At 39.2% G+C, this 18,601-nt stretch carries 16 protein-coding genes; 10 read left to right on the top strand and 6 right to left on the bottom strand.

Features of this window, described 5'->3' with window-relative positions:
• Window positions 1-335: 335 nt before the first annotated feature.
• Window positions 336-707: a hypothetical protein gene (locus WKK05_RS25460; RefSeq protein WP_341525830.1), complete on the top strand. Its 372-nt coding sequence runs from the start codon at window positions 336-338 to the stop codon at window positions 705-707.
• A 101-nt stretch (window positions 708-808) separates the two neighbouring features.
• Here WKK05_RS25460 and WKK05_RS25465 read toward each other — a convergent pair whose 3' ends face one another.
• Window positions 809-1,954, bottom strand: coding sequence for a glycosyltransferase family 4 protein (locus WKK05_RS25465; protein ID WP_341525831.1), 1,146 nt, complete (start codon window positions 1,952-1,954; stop codon window positions 809-811).
• A 39-nt stretch (window positions 1,955-1,993) separates the two neighbouring features.
• Window positions 1,994-3,163: a glycosyltransferase family 4 protein gene (locus WKK05_RS25470; protein ID WP_341525832.1), complete on the bottom strand. Its 1,170-nt coding sequence runs from the start codon at window positions 3,161-3,163 to the stop codon at window positions 1,994-1,996.
• A gap of 966 nt (window positions 3,164-4,129) precedes the next feature.
• Between WKK05_RS25470 and WKK05_RS25475 the strand changes: the two genes are divergently transcribed.
• From WKK05_RS25475 to WKK05_RS25485, 3 genes are all read left to right on the top strand, one after another.
• Window positions 4,130-6,349 carry a hypothetical protein gene (locus tag WKK05_RS25475; protein WP_341525833.1) on the top strand — a complete coding sequence of 740 codons (2,220 nt, stop codon included), beginning with the start codon at window positions 4,130-4,132 and terminating at the stop codon, window positions 6,347-6,349.
• A gap of 1,004 nt (window positions 6,350-7,353) precedes the next feature.
• A complete protein-coding gene (locus tag WKK05_RS25480; RefSeq protein ID WP_341525834.1) occupies window positions 7,354-8,139 on the top strand; it encodes a PIG-L deacetylase family protein in 786 nt (261 codons plus the stop codon).
• A 387-nt stretch (window positions 8,140-8,526) separates the two neighbouring features.
• Window positions 8,527-9,636: a glycosyltransferase family 4 protein gene (locus WKK05_RS25485; RefSeq protein ID WP_341525835.1), complete on the top strand. Its 1,110-nt coding sequence runs from the start codon at window positions 8,527-8,529 to the stop codon at window positions 9,634-9,636.
• Between the two features lie 296 nt (window positions 9,637-9,932).
• Here WKK05_RS25485 and WKK05_RS25490 read toward each other — a convergent pair whose 3' ends face one another.
• Entirely contained in the window at window positions 9,933-10,811 is an 879-nt protein-coding gene (locus tag WKK05_RS25490; protein ID WP_341525836.1) for an aspartoacylase, read from the bottom strand.
• Between the two features lie 306 nt (window positions 10,812-11,117).
• On the opposite strand from WKK05_RS25490, the gene WKK05_RS25495 reads away from it, so the two are divergent.
• The 4 genes from WKK05_RS25495 to WKK05_RS25510 all read left to right on the top strand — a co-directional run bounded on the left by WKK05_RS25495 (window position 11,118) and on the right by WKK05_RS25510 (window position 14,261).
• The gene (locus tag WKK05_RS25495) at window positions 11,118-12,029 is read left to right on the top strand and encodes a LysR substrate-binding domain-containing protein (protein WP_341525837.1); all 912 of its coding nucleotides are present in this window, start codon (window positions 11,118-11,120) and stop codon (window positions 12,027-12,029) included.
• Window positions 12,030-12,191: 162 nt separating this feature from the next.
• A complete protein-coding gene (locus WKK05_RS25500) occupies window positions 12,192-13,373 on the top strand; it encodes an AGE family epimerase/isomerase (RefSeq protein WP_341525838.1) in 1,182 nt (393 codons plus the stop codon).
• Between the two features lie 38 nt (window positions 13,374-13,411).
• Window positions 13,412-13,993, top strand: a complete 582-nt coding sequence (locus WKK05_RS25505; RefSeq protein WP_341525839.1) for a Uma2 family endonuclease — start codon at window positions 13,412-13,414, stop codon at window positions 13,991-13,993.
• A 46-nt stretch (window positions 13,994-14,039) separates the two neighbouring features.
• A complete protein-coding gene (locus tag WKK05_RS25510; protein ID WP_341525840.1) occupies window positions 14,040-14,261 on the top strand; it encodes a hypothetical protein in 222 nt (73 codons plus the stop codon).
• Window positions 14,262-14,382: 121 nt separating this feature from the next.
• On the opposite strand, the gene WKK05_RS25515 is transcribed toward WKK05_RS25510, so the two are convergent.
• The gene (locus WKK05_RS25515; protein ID WP_341525841.1) at window positions 14,383-15,135 is read right to left on the bottom strand and encodes a hypothetical protein; all 753 of its coding nucleotides are present in this window, start codon (window positions 15,133-15,135) and stop codon (window positions 14,383-14,385) included.
• A gap of 19 nt (window positions 15,136-15,154) precedes the next feature.
• Entirely contained in the window at window positions 15,155-15,304 is a 150-nt protein-coding gene (locus tag WKK05_RS25520) for a hypothetical protein (protein ID WP_341525842.1), read from the bottom strand.
• 328 nt (window positions 15,305-15,632) lie between these two features.
• On the opposite strand from WKK05_RS25520, the gene WKK05_RS25525 reads away from it, so the two are divergent.
• Both WKK05_RS25525 and WKK05_RS25530 read left to right on the top strand, forming a co-directional pair.
• Complete coding sequence (locus WKK05_RS25525) at window positions 15,633-16,751, top strand: aminoglycoside phosphotransferase family protein (RefSeq protein ID WP_341525843.1); 1,119 nt, start codon at window positions 15,633-15,635, stop codon at window positions 16,749-16,751.
• Window positions 16,748-17,287 carry a DOMON-like domain-containing protein gene (locus WKK05_RS25530; RefSeq protein WP_341525844.1) on the top strand — a complete coding sequence of 180 codons (540 nt, stop codon included), beginning with the start codon at window positions 16,748-16,750 and terminating at the stop codon, window positions 17,285-17,287. Before WKK05_RS25525 ends, WKK05_RS25530 begins: the two co-directional genes overlap by 4 nt.
• Before the next feature lie 119 nt (window positions 17,288-17,406).
• Here the strand turns inward: WKK05_RS25530 and WKK05_RS25535 are convergent, their stop codons facing one another.
• Entirely contained in the window at window positions 17,407-18,528 is a 1,122-nt protein-coding gene (locus WKK05_RS25535) for a glycosyltransferase family 4 protein (RefSeq protein WP_341525845.1), read from the bottom strand.
• Window positions 18,529-18,601 lie beyond the last annotated feature (73 nt).

The following is an 18,601-nucleotide window of genomic DNA, read 5'->3' on the forward strand; positions in this document are numbered from 1 at the left end:
CTATAAAGTCTTATAGGCAAAGTCTAGGGAACGTACGGTTTCACTGTATCAGCAATAGAGAAATTTTACTTAGGGAATAAATGTTAATTTACACTGTTTGTATAGAAATGCGAACTCTTAGTTAAAAATTTAGTGAGAGTTTATTTTAACTTCATTTTTGATGCGATTTAGTAAAGCTACTAAAAACCTCTATCGCTTATTTCTCCCTCAAACAGCACTTTTTCTCGCATATTTAGTACATATTTACTATAATAGTATATATAGCGAAGTTAAAGTTTTGGAACAAGCTGCTTTTTCTGCTTTACTTGGCAAGTTTCTTAAAGGACAATTATTTAATGATGCAACTGAGTCATTATCCAGCTGCGATCGCTCAAGCTGCTCAACGAACTAATGAAATAGACTCTCAGTTGATGGCAGTGCAGTACCAGATTAACCGATTTGAAGGCAATGCAGACCGCGCCGCTGCTTTTGATGTAGATTTGAAAAATGATGCTCAACGCAAGGCGCGTCGCTTTGAAGTGCTGCTTGTGAATCAAGAATATCAAAAGGCAATGGATACCCAAATCCGGTTAACTGCTGAAAAAGCAAATGCCATCGCCCATGTGGAATATCTGCGTAACCAGTTTAGTGTAGCAAAGTTAGAGGCGAGATTGGCGATCGCTCAGCAACTTACTGATTTTGAATCTCGCGAATTAGTTGGTTTGTAGTCGGCGTTACTGATTGGAAATGTGATTATCACGCAGAGACGCAGAGAGCGCAGAGATTAACAATATAATTCTCTGTGTTCTCTGAAACTCTGCATGACACTTTAAATATTAACCTTCTCAGACAAAAGTAGGTTAATTTGCTGATTAATAGTTGTCATATCAAAACGCTGACTTGCAGTATTCCTAGCATTACTCGCCATAGTTGCAGTTATTTCTGGCTCTTGAAGACAGGTAGTAATCACTTGTGCAAGTTCTTGGGGTTCTCCTGGTGTTACTAGAAAACCATTCATTCCATGTTCTACTAATTCCATTGCACCCCCGGCTTTTGCTGCTACCACAGGCTTTCGGCATAACATAGCTTCAACAATCACTCTACCAAATGGTTCTGGAGCAGTGGAAGTATGTGCGATTAAATCACAAGCTGCCATTAGCTGAGGAATATTTGAACGAAAGCCTAAAAATTTCACCCGGTTTTCTAACCCCAGTTCGGCAACTTGTTGGTGTAATTTTTTGACATAATCTTGTTCACCAAATAAGGCATCACCAACTAAAATAGCTGTCACATCTGGCGGACATTGAGCAAGTGCCGCGATTAATATATGCTGTCCTTTCCAAGGTGCTAAACGGCTAAAGTGTCCGACTACAAATTTCCCTTCTAATTCTAACTGCTGTTTTAATTGTTTGATATCAGATTCGCTTTTCTGATAAAGTTTTGGTTCAAAGCCATTATAAACAATTTCGATAATGTCTGGGTTTCCTCCTGCTTTTATAAAGGCTATTTGACTGGCTTGGGAATTAGCAATTACTAATGAGGCAAAACGATTAGCGAGGTTAATAGCAATACGAAGGTTAGTTTGACTAAAATGTTCTTTTGATAAAATATCATGCAAATGATAGACCAGCGGACGACGGGCGAAAAAACTTGCTATTGATCCTACAACTAATGCTTTTTGAGTATTAGCATAAATTAAATCATATTTTCTAGCTCTTTTTATAACCTTAGTAATCAACGGTAGAAGTTGTCTTAAACTTTTAAATCCTTGGCTAAAATTACTTTCTTTACTAACTTTAATTTTTTGAGTAGTGAGAACTTCTACAGGAAGATGATTTTGCTGTAATAAATCTTTAAAAGAACCATCTGCAAATAGTCCAATAAGAGAGCGATCGCTATAAGGTTTAGCAATATCCATTAAACATAATTCTGCACCACCTGGTTTCCCACTTTGGTCTAAAAAAAGAATTCGCATAAAATCTCTAATACCTCATTCTTCGTTACATTGCACTTTTTAAGCTAATAAAATCTTTCGTACTTTCTGGGCAATTTTTTCCCAGTCATAATGTGTGCAACTATGCTCTCTACAGGCGGCTCGTGAAGGGATAGGTAAATTTTGCAGCAGCACTTGTTCTAACTTTTCGGCTATATCTGCGGCTTCGGTAGAAGTGGTAATTAAATCTGGTGAAAATCCTTTTAAAATCTCTGGCATTCCCCCCACAGGCGTACATACAACAGGAGTACCACAAGCGAGAGATTCGATGATTGCTAATCCGAAACCTTCAAAAGATTGGCTGGGCATGACAGTTAAGTCCGCTGCTTGATAAGCTATAGGTAATTGCTCATCAGGAATAAAACCTAAAAATTTAACGTTTTCATCTAACCCTAATTCTGTAGCCTGCTGTTGTAGTGTAGCTTGGATGTGTCCACGACCAGCGATCGCTAGCCAAATATCAGGAATTATCGGCTTAATTGTGGCTAGCGCCTGCAACAATTTGTCTACTCCCGTTCGATGAACTAAACGCCGGGATGTAAATAAAATACGGCGATTATTCGGCCAGCCTAGCTGTGTACGAGCCTCTTGGCGTGATAAGTTAGCTTGAAATCGGTTAATATCAACTCCACCAGGAATAATATTAATTTTGCTCCACGGTATTTGATATTGTTGATGTAAAATATTGCCAAATGCTTTGCTTAAAACGATAAAGCGATCGCTACGGTTATAAGTGCTTTGTTCTATCAACCAATGTTTGATAAAAATACTTAGTTTTTTATTAACTACTTCTTGCTGACTCTCACAAGCCCAAGGCCCATGAAAGTTAAAGGTAATTGGCACATTCTTGGGTAAAAGATCCAAAATTGGAAAGCTATATAACGCAAAATGCAAATTAATTGCATCTGGCTTCTTTATTCTTGTTTTCTTAAAATTCTGGCGAATTGAATATAGTCGTTGCCAAATAGCACTATCTGGAGAGGCTAAGTTAGTCAACTTAATGGGCAAATTTAGTTCAGCTTCTGGTAAACCAACTCCACAAAATTCTATTTCGTCTTGATTTGCTGCTAATTTATGAGTTAGTTCATAAATATACCTTTCCAGCCCCCCAGGTGTTTTAGGAAACCAGCCTAATCCAAGGGTAAGGATAGATGCAGGTGCTGAACCAAAAACTTCTCTGTTATCTTTCACAGATGTGACTCCTATACTGAGCGTGCATCTATTCACTTACACACTAAGCTCAATGATTTTTTGAAGTTAGTAGTAAATTGATGTTGCTAGTATTCATATTCAGTCATCCTATACATTATCCGTACTTTTTAAGTCATACTATATGTATATTTGACTTAAAAATATCAAAATATTGCTAACAATTTTATTAATGTATTATTTTAGACATTGATATTTAAAAAGTAGATTTCAGACAGGACATTAAGTTATAAACTATTTATATATTCACTGTCAAGAAGGTGTTTGATTTTAATTTATTGTTAACTATATAACACCAGCTTTAACAGAGACTCATACTTGTTTAATAATGATAAATCTCATAACACTGGCTTGGCTACTAGGTTTTTATCCACTAATAATCAGCTTGCGAGGAAAAAATTATCATAATATATAGATTAATCATGTAAAAAAAATACTTTTAAAAGTTATAAAAAGTAATTATTAATACCTGAATTTTATCTTTAAAAATATATGCTATTTACATAAATTTAAAAAAAGAATGTGGTTTTCATAAAGTTTAAGCAAAAGTAAAACTCTCAAACTAATTATCTGTTATTTATGTATATGTACTAATATTTGGACAATTAGTAATTAAGTTTAGCAAAATTGCTTTTCTCTGAAGTAGATACTTTTAAGTAAGTGGCGTAAACAGATACAACTGAGTAAGATAGTCAATATCTTAGAATTTAGCAACTAAAGTATCAGGGCTTTGAGCGTGAACCATTGATATTAGCTTGCCACGGCATACTTAAATTATTAAGTATTCAATCAAGGCTATTTAAAAAGCTCTGACAGAATTTTACACAATCTATTTGTAATATTTGTTTGGTTAATTAACTGTTTTTAGATGTACAAATGGTGATGAAAGCTAGAGCTTAGAGTAATTAATGAAAAATAATGGTTAAAAAATAATAGTTTCAGAATTTTATGAAAAAGAAATTACTAACCCAGTTAGCAAACTTATATCCAAAATTCAACCAGCGTATCAATAAACTATTTCAAATTAGGCGTTGGCGAAAAGGTAAGATTTTCAATTTTTTACTCAGTCTGATTGTTGGAGTAACTGTTACTACCATTGGAATTACAACAGACTGGGCTACAACTGGAACGCCTGCACCTACATATAAAACATCATGGATAGGTAATACTTTTGGCAGTGAAAAACTGCGGGTACAAAACAATATAGAGGGGATGTATGTTGCTGCTGATGGCAAAGTCTATACTAACAGCAATTGGGATGAAGCAGGAACAGAGGCAGAAATATATCAAGATGGCAATGTGATTGCTGCTATTGAAGATACTCACGGTTGGGGGCGTAGTGGTGGCAAAGCCGTGACAGTAAATAGTAAGTATATTTATATTGCCATGATTCAGGGGTCGCTCGGCAAGACCAAGGAAGATTATCCCGCTGAAGGAACAACTTGGTACAACGTTAGACGCTATGACTTGTCTGGAAAACCTGCACCGTTTTCTGGTGGGCGTGGCTGGGATAAAAGTATGTTGATTGTCAGCAATAAAAGTGAAGTTACTGGATTAGCAACTGCGGAAAGCGAGTTGTATGTGAGTGATTTTGCTAGCGATCGCATTCGTGTCTACAATACTGATACGATGAAAGAACTACGCAGCTTTAACGTTGCTAATCCAAGAGCTATAACTGTTGATAGACAAGGTAATCTGTGGATTATTCAAAAGAAAAGTGGGAATAATCCTGCCAAGATTCTGCGTTATTCTCAAACTGGAAAGCAATTACCCCAACAGATTGCAGATATTGTAGAACCAACTGCGATCGCAATTGATAATCAAGGCAGACTTTTAATAGCAGAAAATGGCCCCCGTCAGCAAATGTTGACTTATGATATCAAAGACAAGCCTGTACAAGTAGGTAGTTTTGGCTGTAAGGGCGGTATTTATGCAGGTATTCCCGGTGAAGTCAAAGATTTGAAACTTTACGGACTTACCGGAATCGGTACAGATGCCGCAGGTAATATCTATGTAAATAGTAATGGTTTCAACAAATCAGGAACAGACTTACGGAAGTTTTCGCCATCGGGAAAACAGTTGTGGCGATTACTGGGATTGATATTTGTTGATAATGCTGACGCTGATCCTAAGACTGATGGTGCAGACATATTTACCAAGCATGAACATTATGTCATGAACTACAATCAGCCTGCTGGTAAGCAATGGACTTATCAAGGCTACACTTTAAACGCTTTCAAATATCCTCAAGACGCACGTTTGCACACATCGCCAGATGGAACCTTTGTACGTCGCATCCAAGGTAAACCGTTTTTGTTCCTCACAGATATGTATGGCAGCTTTCTGCAAATATATCGTTTCAATCCAGCTACAGATGGCAAAATTGCTATACCAGCCGGAATGTTTGTCGGAACCAACGGCGATAAAAAATCAATTCCCGGAAATTGGCCACCCCAGCAACCAGCACAAGGAGAATGGATTTGGCGAGATAGCAACGGCAATGGCAAATTTGAAAAGAATGAGTATGATAACAGCAAAGATTATCCTTACATCGGCGGCTGGTGGGTAGATAGCAAAGGAGATGTTTGGAAAGCCTTGCGAACTCAAGATGGTAGCGGTATTCGGCACTATCCTTTACAGGGAATAGATGCTAAGGGTAACCCCATCTATAGCTATAGTTCGATGCAAAAGCAAACTACTCCGAATATATTTACCGATTTGCGACGGATTGAATATTTTCCGGAAACAGATACTATGTATTTGTCAGGTTTCACGGTAGATCATCCTGCCAATGGCGATGATAACGGAGTTGTTGGTTCTGAGATTGCAAGGTTTGACAATTGGCGTAAAGGAAATCGTACTCCCCGCTGGCGCACTGTAATTCCATACGATACTACAGGGAAACGCGAAGTTTCTACTGCTGCTATGAGTGTGGCAAGAGATTATGTGTTTGCCGTCACAGTGAAAACCGCAGAAGTCTACGTTTACAATTCAGCAACAGGAACACAAGTACAACAGTTAAAACCAGGCCCAGAAGTTGGAGGCGAAAGCGGGTGGATTGATATACCTTATGGTATCCGCGCTTTTCGGCGTTCAAATGGCGAGTACTTGGTATTTGTGGAAGAAGACTGGAAAGGAAAGGTGATTATCTATCGTTTGCAAGGGTAATATCAACACTAGTCGGCGCTTTAGCGAAGACAGCGCCCATTAAACCTATCAGGATTTAAAAGTAACAGCAACGCACTATCAATGATTTTCGGCGCTTTAAAAGCTGCGGTGTACACACAAGTGAGATTATCCCCCCTTAATCCCACGCCACTTGCTACAACGGAGAGAACCTCCGCAACGCAGTGGCTCCCCTTATCAAGGGGGGAAACAGGAAATTTAGTTCCCTCCCCTTGTGAAAAGGAGGGTTAGTGTGGGGTAAAACGAAAGCTCAAACACAAGCTTCAAGTTGTCTAGGATGTGGTGTCACACGGCGATCGCACTGTATGAGTTGCGTAAATACTCTATATGATTAAAGATAAATATATTATATTACTTACGAAATGACAGATTGCTTTTTCATTTTATAAATTAACTTCTTCATTTTTTCATATTGAGTAAGCAATTACAAATATTACTTACTCAAAAAGCCTGTTTACTTTCTCAAAAAGCTTAAATGCTTTATCATTTTGCTTAAATACTTTCTCATTTCAGTAGATTCCGCAAGCAAAAAGCCTGTTTGCTTTATCAAAATGCCTGAATGCTTTCTCATTTCAGTATATCGCGTATTCATTTTGGTGTTTTCCGCAAGCAATTACAGCTATTGCGTTCTCATTTAAGTATTTTCCGCAAGCAATTACAGCTATTGCTTTTTCAAAAAGCCTAATTGCTTTATAAATTTATTTTTTTGCCAACTCATTCTGCTAATTCATATACTCATAATAAATTTACAAAAAAAACAAATACTTAATGTAGTTGGTTTTCATAACTAAACTATGATGATAAATACAGGTTATATTCATAATAAAATGCCAAGGTTAAATTATAAGTATATATATATCTTGAATAAGTCAAATTTTAAAAGTCAATACTCAAGTATATTCTGGTAGATGACTCCTGAATTATTGTTTTTAAATTAACTTAATTAATCTTAAATACTGATATATTTTCTTAGAATAATTGTAATCATGAATATTAAACACAATCTGAAATTATTACAAAAGCTAGTACCAAATATGTGGCTGTATCAAATCCAATATATCCACTCCAGCTTAGTATTTTGGTGGATTTTGCGTTGGATAAGTAAACCATTAGCATTAAATAATAAATCAGTTATAGTGTTTTCTCCACACCAAGATGATGAAACGTTTGGCTGCGGTGGGATGATTGCAACCAAACGTGAACAAGATATACAAGTAATAGTGGCTTTTCTGACAGATGGACGGGGTTCGGGTAGTTCAGAACTGCATTTTCAAGAGAAAATTACCCAAATTCGCAAACAAGAAGCAGTCACAGCATTACAAATTTTGGGAGTAGATTCTTCAAAAATTCACTTTTTAGAAAAGCCAGATGGAACTTTGCAAGATTTAGAGAACGAGGAACGGGAACAAACAATTGAGCAGGTAGTTGAACTTCTAAAGTATTATCAACCAGGAGAAGTTTATGTACCTCATCGCAAAGATTGCCACAAAGACCACGAGGCTACCTATCAATTAGTAAAAGAAGCCATTGCTCAAGCAGAAATCACAGTTGAATTGTTACAGTATCCTATCTGGTTATTCTGGAGAGCGCCACTATTTATTTTGCTAAAGTTACAGGATATGGCAGCAGCTTACCATTTTTCGATTACGTCAGTGCAAGAGAAGAAAAAACAAGCGATCGCCTCATATCCTTCTCAAACTCAGAGCCTACCTCGTGGCTTTGTTAAACGCTTTTTAGGGACGAATGAAATCTTTTTCAAAGCTGAAAGTTAGCAAGTAACTCTGTTTAGTATCGAGTTTTATCTTTGTGTCTTGGTGGTAAAAAATCTTAAACCACCCTTCGGGTGACGCTCCTAACGTCGCTCTAAGCGTTCGCCTTCGGTCTCGTAGAGAAGGCTTTACGCTACGCTAACACCAGTCGCCTACTGCGGGAAACCCGCCTACAGCGCTGGTTCACAAAGATACAGAGACACCAAGTCTTTTCAAGCTAGAGGTTGCATCTACAGTAGTAATACCAATTTGAAAAAAGAATGTGACAAATAGATCATTTGTAGAGACGCAATTCATCGCGTCTTCACCCAAGGATGTGTTGCAATCATTAATTGAATTGGTATAAGCATTATCAATTCGCTACAAGTGACCGCTGTGGAGAAAATTTAAATGCGAGTATTACATATTACTAATCATGTGCAGCAAATCGGTAATGGGATTGTGAATGTGGCAGTAGACTTAGCTTGTCTACAAACACAAAACGGTCATGATGTTGCTGTGGCGTCTGCTGATGGACAATATAAAACTTTACTTAGAAATTATGGTGTTAGACACTTTGAACTAGACCAGTCACGAAATCCATTAAATTTAATTAAAGCTGCATGGCGTTATCAAGAAATAGTGCAAGAGTTTCAGCCAGATATTGTCCATGCACATATGATGACAGGAGTTGTACTAGCAGGGATTCTGAGAAACGGCTATAAATATGGTTTAGTTTCTACTGTACACAATGAGTTTCAGCGTAGCGCTGTACTAATGGGATTGGCTGATCGAGTAATTGCAGTTAGTAACGCCGTGGCTGATTCGATGGTACGACGTGGTGTCTCAGAGAAAAAGTTGCGGGTAGTTGCTAATGGGACATTGGGTAGTCCGCGACATCAGAGTCTAAAAGATTATCAACCTTTGCCGCTACATCGTCCAGCGATCGCTACTGTTGCCGGGATGTATCACCGCAAAGGCATCGCTGAGTTAATCGAAGCGTTCACCAAGATTGCCGCAGATTTTCCACAAGCACATCTATATCTAGTAGGAGACGGGCCTGATCGCTCAACATTCGAGGCGATGGTGGAAAAAACATCTTTTAGGAATCGCATTCATTTTGAAGGTTTCCAGCCTGAACCGCAACGTTATATGCTAGCAACAGATATATTCGTCCTAGCTTCACACTGTGAATCTTTTGGTCTAGTGCTGACAGAGGCACGGGAAGCAGGTTGTGCAATTATCGCCACTGATGTCGATGGTATTCCAGAGACTTTAGATAATCGGCAAGCTGGTATTCTAATACCACCTAAAGATAGTCAAACTTTGGCAGCTACTTTGGCACAATTACTTAGCGATCCTAAGCAACTGCATAAGTGGAAAAGCCGCGCCAAACAAAACTTAGAACGGTTCAGCGCAGCGCGGGTGAATGCCGAAACACTAGCTGTTTACCGTGAATTAATCATTAACTATGATGTTCTTAAAGTAATGAAAACGGAAGATTATTTAATTAATAAATAATACCAATTCAATTAATGATTGCAACACATTCTTGGGTGAAGACGCGATGCATCGCGTCTCTACAAATGGACTATTGGTTGCATTCTTTTTTATAATTGGTATAACTTTGTATGATAGATTTACAACAATACCCTATATTTCCAATTTTTACTGTAATATCCCCAACGCCAAATAAAATAGAACCGATAAAAACGAAAAAAACTATAGTACCTAAACAACCAAAACAACCTGAAGCTTTTTCAGATATAGTTTCCTTATGAGTTCTAATACATAAATTAGTTATGGCAGTAACTGTACTAAACTACCTCTTGTTGTTTTTGAGTTAAATACATAGCAATTCCTTTCTCGTAGTACGCTGCTTCATTAATAAAAATTGGATAAACAGTATTGGTTCCCTCATAGAGAATATCTTTGCCTTCAAAAGTGATAAATATTGGCTCACCAGGATTCAGGGGTTGATAATCTCTAAACTGAAGCTGGGGATGAATCATAGCTTTAATATCACCATGCTCATCTCTGGGATAATCAACAGTGCTAATATATTTATAGAGTGTCAGCGTACTGTTTGTTTGCGGAATATTACCTTTATTCAACTTTTCTAAATAATCTAAACTCGCATAAATTAGCTGTTCAGTTTGTTGAAACAATTCTGCATTTAAGACATTTTGAGCCACAGCACCAACTTCTATCACGAAACCCAATTTCGAGAGAGAACGCAGATAACCACTTTCTCTAGATTGCGGATTAATACATACTTTTACCAAAGTATTTACCGAACTTAAATAAGCTCCTAATCGTAGTAAAAAAGGATGTAAATCACAAAAAATCAGAGTTAACCCCATATTGGCAGTTGTGCTATGTAAATCAACAATTACATCCACTGGTGGTTGATTTTGTGGTTCCAGTATCTGTTGAATTTCTTTTGCTCGCTGCTCTTCGTAGCTTGAGAGTTGAGAATTTTGCAATCCTTGATTAGTGAAGCAACGATTTAAATCTTTATCAATGTATCGTTTACCTTCTTCAATGGCTTTGAGATTTCCTAGCAATGTCAGAGTTGTAAAACTTGATCTGTTGACTAAATCAGGATACTGCTGAAACTTCTTAACTAAATGTACTCCTGTTAATTCATTACCGTGATTGCCTCCAACGATTGCTACACGCTCGATTTGGCTCATAAAGACCTCAAGTATTCAAAGCTGAAAAGAAAAGTAAAATCCTTTATAAAGGCAGAAATATACAGGCTTTCAAGAAGTCTAATTCAATGCCTAATGGCATTACATCCTCTAATCAATTGTATTATTGGTAACTTTAAACCAGGAAATAGCGCTGTGTGGAGTTATGAGTAGAGACGCGATTAACCACGTCTGTACAGGAGTAAGGAGTTATTATTTTCCTTCTCTTAGAGATTAGAATAATCAAAATGCTACTATATGTCAAATATTTTGTTAATGACTATAGTATATATAAAAAATATAGTAGCTATGGCAATGATAGAACTTCGACATCTACGGTACTTTATCGCTGTAGCTGAAGAATTGAACTTTAGCCGTGCAGCAGAACGCTTACATATTGCTCAACCACCTTTGAGCCAACAAATCCAGGCGCTAGAAGCAGAACTAGGGCTAAAACTATTTGAACGTAAAAAACGTCCGCTACAGTTAACTACTGCTGGACAAGTCTTTTTAGCAGAAGCATATTTGGTGTTTACTCAATTGGAACAAGCAATTACTTCTGCCCAAAAAGTCAGCAGGGGTGAAATTGGACGCTTGGTGGTGGGAACTAATAGTTCTGTTGCTAATAGCGTTCTACCAGACATTCTGCAAATGTTTCACCCTTTATTTCCAGAGGTGATATTGGTGTTGCGTGAAGTAAGTTCTTCCCAGCAGGTAAGTCAACTGCGCGATCGCCAAATCGATGTTGCTTTTGAGAGATTGCCCAATGTAAATTTAAATGATGATACTTTAAATTTTCTACCAATTTTGCAAGAGCCTTTAGTCGTTGCTTTACCAGAAACGCATCCTCTAGCAGATCAATCTCAGATTCCCCTAATTGCATTGGCAAACGAACCTTTTGTTTTACCTCCAACCGACCTAGTACCATCATATAGTCCGATTATTAGCCTTTGTCAGCAAGTAGGTTTTTCCCCAAAAGTAGTACAAGAAGCAACATGGATGATAACTGTACTCAGCTCAGTTGCAGGTGGAGTTGGGGTGACATTGCTTCCTGCCAATGCCCAAAGTCTACAGCGAAAAGGTGTTGTCTACAGACCAATTCAAGGAGAAAACTTAATTCTGCAACTAGCTGTAGTTTGGCGGCGTGATGATTCATCTGTAGTTCTGCAAAAGTTTTTAGAAGTGACAAAGAAAGTAGCGCAAAACCAAAAATTTAACTAACTTCAATAAAAGTTTGTAGTAGCGCTTCAGTGCTAAAGCGCTACTACGAGCCTAAAAGCATTTTATGTTTAATTAGGTTGGCTTACTGAGTACACTTGTAGTCGAACCGCAGCAAGGTGATAATTATCGCTGTTGGTTTTGGGATGAAAGCGGAAGAAATTTATGAAACATCACTTTCAAGAACTTGCTGAACTTTACAAAAACGCGCTTCTTAACGATGTACTGCCATTTTGGGAAAAACATTCGCTTGACTGGGAACAAGGCGGTTATTTCACCTGCCTTGATCGCGAAGGCAAAGTTTATGATACAGATAAATTTATTTGGCTGCAAAACCGCCAAGTATGGACTTTTTCCATGCTTTACAACCAGTTAGAAAAACGCGAAAACTGGTTAAAAATTGCAAGTAATGGTGCTAAATTTCTCGCTCAACATGGCAGAGATACTGAGGGAAACTGGTATTTTGCGCTCACGCGTGAAGGACAGCCTTTAGTTCAGCCTTACAATATCTTTTCTGATTGCTTTGCAGCGATGGCATTTAGTCAATATGCCCTTGCTTCTGGTGAAGAATGGGCTAAGGATGTGGCAATGCAAGCTTATAACAACGTTTTACGCCGCAAGGATAACCCGAAAGGCAAATATAATAAAACCTATCCTGGCACGCGCCCGATGAAATCATTAGCTGTGCCGATGATTTTAGCCAACCTAACTCTAGAAATGGAATGGTTGCTACCTGAAGAAACCCTAGAAAGTGTCTTAGCTGAAACTGTCCGAGAAGTAATGAGCGATTTTCTCGACCAAGAACGCGGATTAATGTACGAAAGTGTTGCCCCAGATGGTTCTCACATTGATAGTTTTGAAGGACGGTTAATTAACCCAGGCCACGGCATCGAAGCCATGTGGTTTATTATGGACATCGCCCGCCGGAAAAACGACACTAAAACTATTAACCAAGCTGTTGATGTAGTGCTAAACATCTTGAATTTTGCCTGGGATAGTGAGTACGGCGGTTTATATTACTTTATGGATGCACATGGACATCCACCACAGCAACTGGAATGGGATCAAAAGCTGTGGTGGGTTCATCTAGAATCTTTAGTTGCATTGGCAATGGGCGATCGCTTGACAGGGCGTGAAGCTTGTCGGGAATGGTATCAAAAAATGCACGATTACAGTTGGTCGCACTTTGCCGATCCAGAATACGGCGAATGGTTCGGCTACCTCAATCGTCGTGGGGAAGTGCTGTTGAATCTTAAAGGCGGCAAATGGAAAGGTTGCTTTCACGTACCGCGGGCGTTGTACCTTTGTTGGCAGCAGTTTGAGGCGTTGGGTTCACAGTCAGCTTAAAAGTTAAAGTGAAAGCAGTTCTATTTGGTGAATGTCTCATGAATGTTGTGACACCTAAGCGATTCACAATTGACGAATATCATCAACTGATTGAACTCGGATTTTTGAAGGAGGGCGATCGCATTGAATTAATTCGTGGAGAACTAATGCAGATGGTAGCAAAAGGAACGCCTCATACAGTATGCGGTTCTATCTTATGCCGCCAACTGGATCGGCTTTTAGGAGATAAGGCGGTGATCCGTGGACAAGATCCCATTACTTTATCCAATCAAAGTGAACCTGAGCCAGATGTTGTCATTGCACGAGGAAAATATGAAGATTATCTAGCTCATCATCCTTATCCTGAAGATGTTCTGCTTGTTGTGGAAATTTCAGATTCCACATTGACTTATGACCAAACAAAAAAACTAGAACTGTACGCGGAAGCCGGAATTTCTGATTACTGGATTGTCAACTTAAATGGTGACCAACTTGAGCATTACTGTCAGCCTTATCAAAACGTTCAAGGTAAGTTCAACTATCTCAGCAAGCAGATTTATCTACCTAACCAGTCAGTGGTAATTCCTCGGTTTGAAGATACATTGTTGAACTTGAGTAGGATTTTTCCAGGGGGTGGGTAGACGTTAATCAGCGTAAGAGAAGCAACACGTCAAGAGCGGAGGTTTTATGAACAAGGAGAATGAAAACGAGTTAGAGGATGAACTACGTCCTGAATACTACTTTTCTCACATGACAGGCGGTGTTCGCGGCAAGTATGCAGAACGCTACAAAGCCGTAACTAATCTCGTGTTGCTTGATCCTGATGTAGCACAGGCATTTCCAACTGCTGAGTCTGTCAACGAAACATTACGGTTATTAATGCAAATCGCTCAACGCCAAAGTACCTAACAGTAATAAGCTTTAAAGCATGGGGTGATCACGCAGTCTAATTTTTTTATTTGCAATTTGACTCATTACATCACAAATAATGATGTAATGAGTCAAATTGCCGCATATGGGATGTAAGCTATTAATCATTCCAGCGGTCTATAATTTGTATCATCTTTCCTTCAGATATTAGTCTCACTGATCTACCTTTCTGTTGTTCTCTCAGTATGTCCAATATTTCAGAAAAAGTCTGGAAGGGTTGATGATTTTTACTTTTACTAACTTCTTGTAACTGCGCCAAAACTTTCTTTGCTTTGCTGGCATTAAGAAATAATTCCAGCTTGCGTTGTACCTTATACGCAATTTCGGGTTCTAAAATCCGGTTAAATGCATCCATAAGAGGAATCGCTTGAGGCAATCTTGCTTCAAATGCTGCAAGTAATTCAGCTTTATGTTGCTCGATAACCGTAAAAACAAGTTTATTATTATTATTGATGAAAGACTCTAGATTCTTAATCTGCAAATCAATTTCAGATTGTTTTGGGGTTGTAAATTGAGAAGTGTTTTGCTGAGTATCTTCTATTACTTGTAAAATCTCTAGTTGCTGGCGAATTGCCTCTTGGTTCTTTTTATTAGATACAAAGACTGTTATACGGTCAGGTACACGAGGATTGATTTGACGTGCTTTATGATATGCATAATATTCTAAATAGCCTGAAATTAGTTCATAATTATCTACATTAATTTGCTGCACTACAGGCACATTAACTAAACCCCCTAGAGAAATAATCGTATTCGCCAAAGCTTCAATTTGAGTTGCTTTCTGTGTAGGATCAAATTGTGTTTTTTTTACTTGAATACTATCAATGTCAACGATTGAGGTTAAGAGTTCCATGATTATTACCTTGAACTAACTAAATATGTGCAAGCTGCATTACTTCTTGCGCTAATTTCTCAAATTCCTCTGCGGCTTGAGATTTAGGATCATCATCCAAGATAGAGATAGGATCGGGAATTAGGAAATCTCCGACTTCTTTTAACCTTTCAATCGCTACTTTATTCACTATATAGATTATGACTCATCTTATGATGAGTGGGTTGATCAAGACGAGATTTCCTAACTACTGAATTAGCATCAGTTCGACAGATTCAGAATAACCCCTCTCCAAACCTCTCTCCGTTTCGGGGAGAGGCTTAAAAAGCCTATTTTTTCATACTATGTTGTAGCTTTTTTGCCCCTTCCCTTGTAGGGAAGGGGTTGGGGTTAGGTTCCATCGCACTCACGTTGAATTAGCACGGAGCGATCGCACTCTAACGCAAGACTTACGCTACTATATCCCCTATTGCCTTTGTGCAATGTATGTGAGGAGTTAGCGCAGGTCAAACACGAAGATGACAGAAAATCTCATAACACAGGTTACGGACAATCTTGTTGCTATTGCCGACCAATTCACGCTTCAAGGAAAGGTTACAGCTGTTCAAGCATTTGGTAGTGGCAATATTAATGACACCTTCCTAGTGACTCTAGATTCCCCAGACGAAAAGCATTTTGTCCTGCAACGCATCAACACGCAGGTGTTTCGTCAGCCTCAATTGATTATGCAGAATATGTGTACCTTCACTGACCATGTTCGCAAGCGTTTACAGAGTAATCCCCTCAACCGTCGTTGGGAAATGCCGCGTGTACTACTAACTAAGGATGCTCAAGACCATTGGAAAGATACAGAAGGGTCATTTTGGCGGGCAATTAGCTTTATTTCAAACTCCCAATCTTTCGACATCATGGCAGATCGCTCACACGCTAAAGAAATCGGCTATGCTCTGGGGATGTTCCACAATCTCATCAGCGACTTACCCCCGGAAAAACTCGCTGACACCCTCGAAGGATTCCACATTACGCCACGTTACCTTGAGCATTACGAGGAAGTTCTAGCAAAAGCTACGCCGCCCCAATCGCCTGAAGTTAATTATTGCTTACAGTTTGTGAGCGATCGCAAATCTTTTGCACATATTCTCGAAAACGCAAAAGCATCAGGTATCTTACCACTGCGTTTAATGCACGGTGATCCAAAAATTAACAATGTGATGTTCGACACTACTACCCAGCAAGCCGTTAGTGTGATCGACCTCGACACCGTTAAGCCTGGGCTGGTACATTATGACATTGGTGATTGCTTGCGATCGGGTTGTAATCTTACCGGAGAAGAAACCGAACAGTGGGAAAGTGTTTATTTCGATACAGATTTATGTCAGGGAATTTTACAAGGCTATCTCTCTGTAGCAAAAGCGTTTCTCACCGAAAATGACTATGCATATATATACGATGCTATTCGTCTCATCACTTTTGAATTAGGATTGAGATTCTTTGCTGATTATTTAGCTGGGAATGTCTATTTTAAAGTCAAGCATTCAGAACACAATTTGGCTAGGGCGCTGGTTCAGTTTAAGCTCACTGAAAGTATTGAATCTCAAGAAACAATAATTCGCGCAATTATTCAGGATATGAAATGAATGAGCAAACCTTTTCTCTGGAAGTTTTTCCGTCTACTAAGTCCTTACCAAATTTGAAAATTGCAAGCAATATTTTCCGAAATGCTAATCAACTTACTATCAGCTACACCCTTGCAGGCGATATCCAAGAAGTTATTATAGCCCCACCAGCAGATACATCAACGCGAAAGCATGAATTGTGGAAAGATACCTGTTTTGAGTTTTTCCTTGGGATAAAGAATTCTCAACAGTATTGGGAATTTAACCTTTCGCCTGCTGGACATTGGAATATCTATCGCTTTGATAGCTATCGTCAAGGGATGCAAGAGGAAACAGCTTTTATCAAACTCCCGTTTAGCGTCAATAATCAATCTGATTGTTTAACACTTGCTTTAAATGTCGATTTAAATAAAATTGTTTCAGCAGACCAACCCCTTGAAGTTGCCATTACTACTGTTATTAAATATAGAGATGGTGAGGTGAGCTACTGGGCATTAACTCATAAAGGTGCGGAGGCTGATTTTCATTTACGAGATAGTTTTACCGTAAGAATTTAGCACCCAGGAGTCAGAAGCGATGCCCTGAGTTTCGACTACTTCGGCTGCGTCAGCTACGCTCAGGACAGGCTCAGCACAAGTGCGCGGAAATTGAGCGAACTTGTACTGAGCAGCACTCTTCATGAAACGCTTGGTATTACAGAACGAATTGTATTAATAAAGTTTTCGGCATAACTTTGTGTAGAGAAATCGAGGGCGCGTTGTCGTGCAGCTACTCCTGCACTTTGGGCAAATTCTTGCTCATCAAGATAGCGGAGAATTGCGATCGCTAATTTATCTGCATCGCCGTATGGTGTTAGTAATCCATTAATTCCGTTGGTAATAATCTCAGTTGGCCCGCCTGCATCGCCAGCTATGACTGGTTTACCCAGCGCCATCGCCTCAATAATCACAATACCAAATGGCTCTTTATCTGATGCATGAATAAATACATCCATTGCCTGCACCCACTCCGGGATATTACGCTGGAGTCCAGCCATAATCACTTTCTCTTTTAGTCCCAAGGTGGCAATTTCTGCTTTTAAAAAGTCCTCGTAATCCGGTTCTAAATCGTGCTTACCGCCAACTACTACACAATGGGCATCAGGATACTTCTGCAAAACCTTGGGCATCGCTTGCACCAATACGTGCATTCCTTTCCATCGTTGCAATCGTCCGACAATTCCAATTATTGGCCCGTGCAGAGGTAAGCCCAACTTCCGGCGTGCTTCTTCAGGAGAAGGTAGACTAGTAGGCTCAAATCTGTCTAGTGCTACACCAGGATATACCAAGGGTGTTGGTCTATGGGGCCATATCTGCGCTTGTGCCTGTTTGCCATCTTTCGAGAGGGTGATAACTGCACGGGCGGGCAGTAAAGTTGCGAGTCGTACTAACCAAGTTTTGTCACTAGGCACTTCTAGCTGATACCAGACAGCAGGTAACCCCGCCAACATTGCCGCTAAACCTCCAGAAATGTGAGTAATCCACATCCAATTGACGATCGCATCTACACGTTCGCGGCGGGCGATCGCAGCTATCTGAAAAACAGCGGCAATAAAACGGTGAATTTGGCGTAAACGACCACTTTTGACAATTCGCGTATCAATGCCGAGAGACTTTACTTGTTCTACCATCGGCCCATCTTCTAAAAATATCACCAGCCACTCGACGCCTGCGTTACGTCCTTGCTGCATCAAATCCCAAAGCATCATTTCACCGCCACCTTTTTGTTCAGCTAGCGGCATTACTACTATAAGTTTCATAGTTTATTAAGGGTGTAGGGAAAGAATATAAGAAAGATGAATTTGGCTCACGCAGAGGTGGACACTTGCGTGG

This window comes from Nostoc sp. UHCC 0302 (genome assembly GCF_038096175.1).
Classification (GTDB): Bacteria; Cyanobacteriota; Cyanobacteriia; order Cyanobacteriales; family Nostocaceae; genus UHCC-0302.

Excerpts from the sequence above, each read along its gene's own strand:
- WKK05_RS25460 (WP_341525830.1), top strand. The coding sequence starts at position 336 with ATGATGCAACTGAGTCATTATCCAGCTGCGATCGCTCAAGCTGCTCAA.
- WKK05_RS25465 (WP_341525831.1), bottom strand. The coding sequence starts at position 1,954 with ATGCGAATTCTTTTTTTAGACCAAAGTGGGAAACCAGGTGGTGCAGAA.
- WKK05_RS25475 (WP_341525833.1), top strand. The coding sequence starts at position 4,130 with ATGAAAAAGAAATTACTAACCCAGTTAGCAAACTTATATCCAAAATTC.
- WKK05_RS25480 (WP_341525834.1), top strand. The coding sequence starts at position 7,354 with ATGAATATTAAACACAATCTGAAATTATTACAAAAGCTAGTACCAAAT.
- WKK05_RS25485 (WP_341525835.1), top strand. The coding sequence starts at position 8,527 with ATGCGAGTATTACATATTACTAATCATGTGCAGCAAATCGGTAATGGG.
- WKK05_RS25490 (WP_341525836.1), bottom strand. The coding sequence starts at position 10,811 with ATGAGCCAAATCGAGCGTGTAGCAATCGTTGGAGGCAATCACGGTAAT.
- WKK05_RS25495 (WP_341525837.1), top strand. The coding sequence starts at position 11,118 with ATGGCAATGATAGAACTTCGACATCTACGGTACTTTATCGCTGTAGCT.
- WKK05_RS25500 (WP_341525838.1), top strand. The coding sequence starts at position 12,192 with ATGAAACATCACTTTCAAGAACTTGCTGAACTTTACAAAAACGCGCTT.
- WKK05_RS25505 (WP_341525839.1), top strand. The coding sequence starts at position 13,412 with ATGAATGTTGTGACACCTAAGCGATTCACAATTGACGAATATCATCAA.
- WKK05_RS25510 (WP_341525840.1), top strand. The coding sequence starts at position 14,040 with ATGAACAAGGAGAATGAAAACGAGTTAGAGGATGAACTACGTCCTGAA.
- WKK05_RS25515 (WP_341525841.1), bottom strand. The coding sequence starts at position 15,135 with ATGGAACTCTTAACCTCAATCGTTGACATTGATAGTATTCAAGTAAAA.
- WKK05_RS25525 (WP_341525843.1), top strand. The coding sequence starts at position 15,633 with ATGACAGAAAATCTCATAACACAGGTTACGGACAATCTTGTTGCTATT.
- WKK05_RS25530 (WP_341525844.1), top strand. The coding sequence starts at position 16,748 with ATGAATGAGCAAACCTTTTCTCTGGAAGTTTTTCCGTCTACTAAGTCC.
- WKK05_RS25535 (WP_341525845.1), bottom strand. The coding sequence starts at position 18,528 with ATGAAACTTATAGTAGTAATGCCGCTAGCTGAACAAAAAGGTGGCGGT.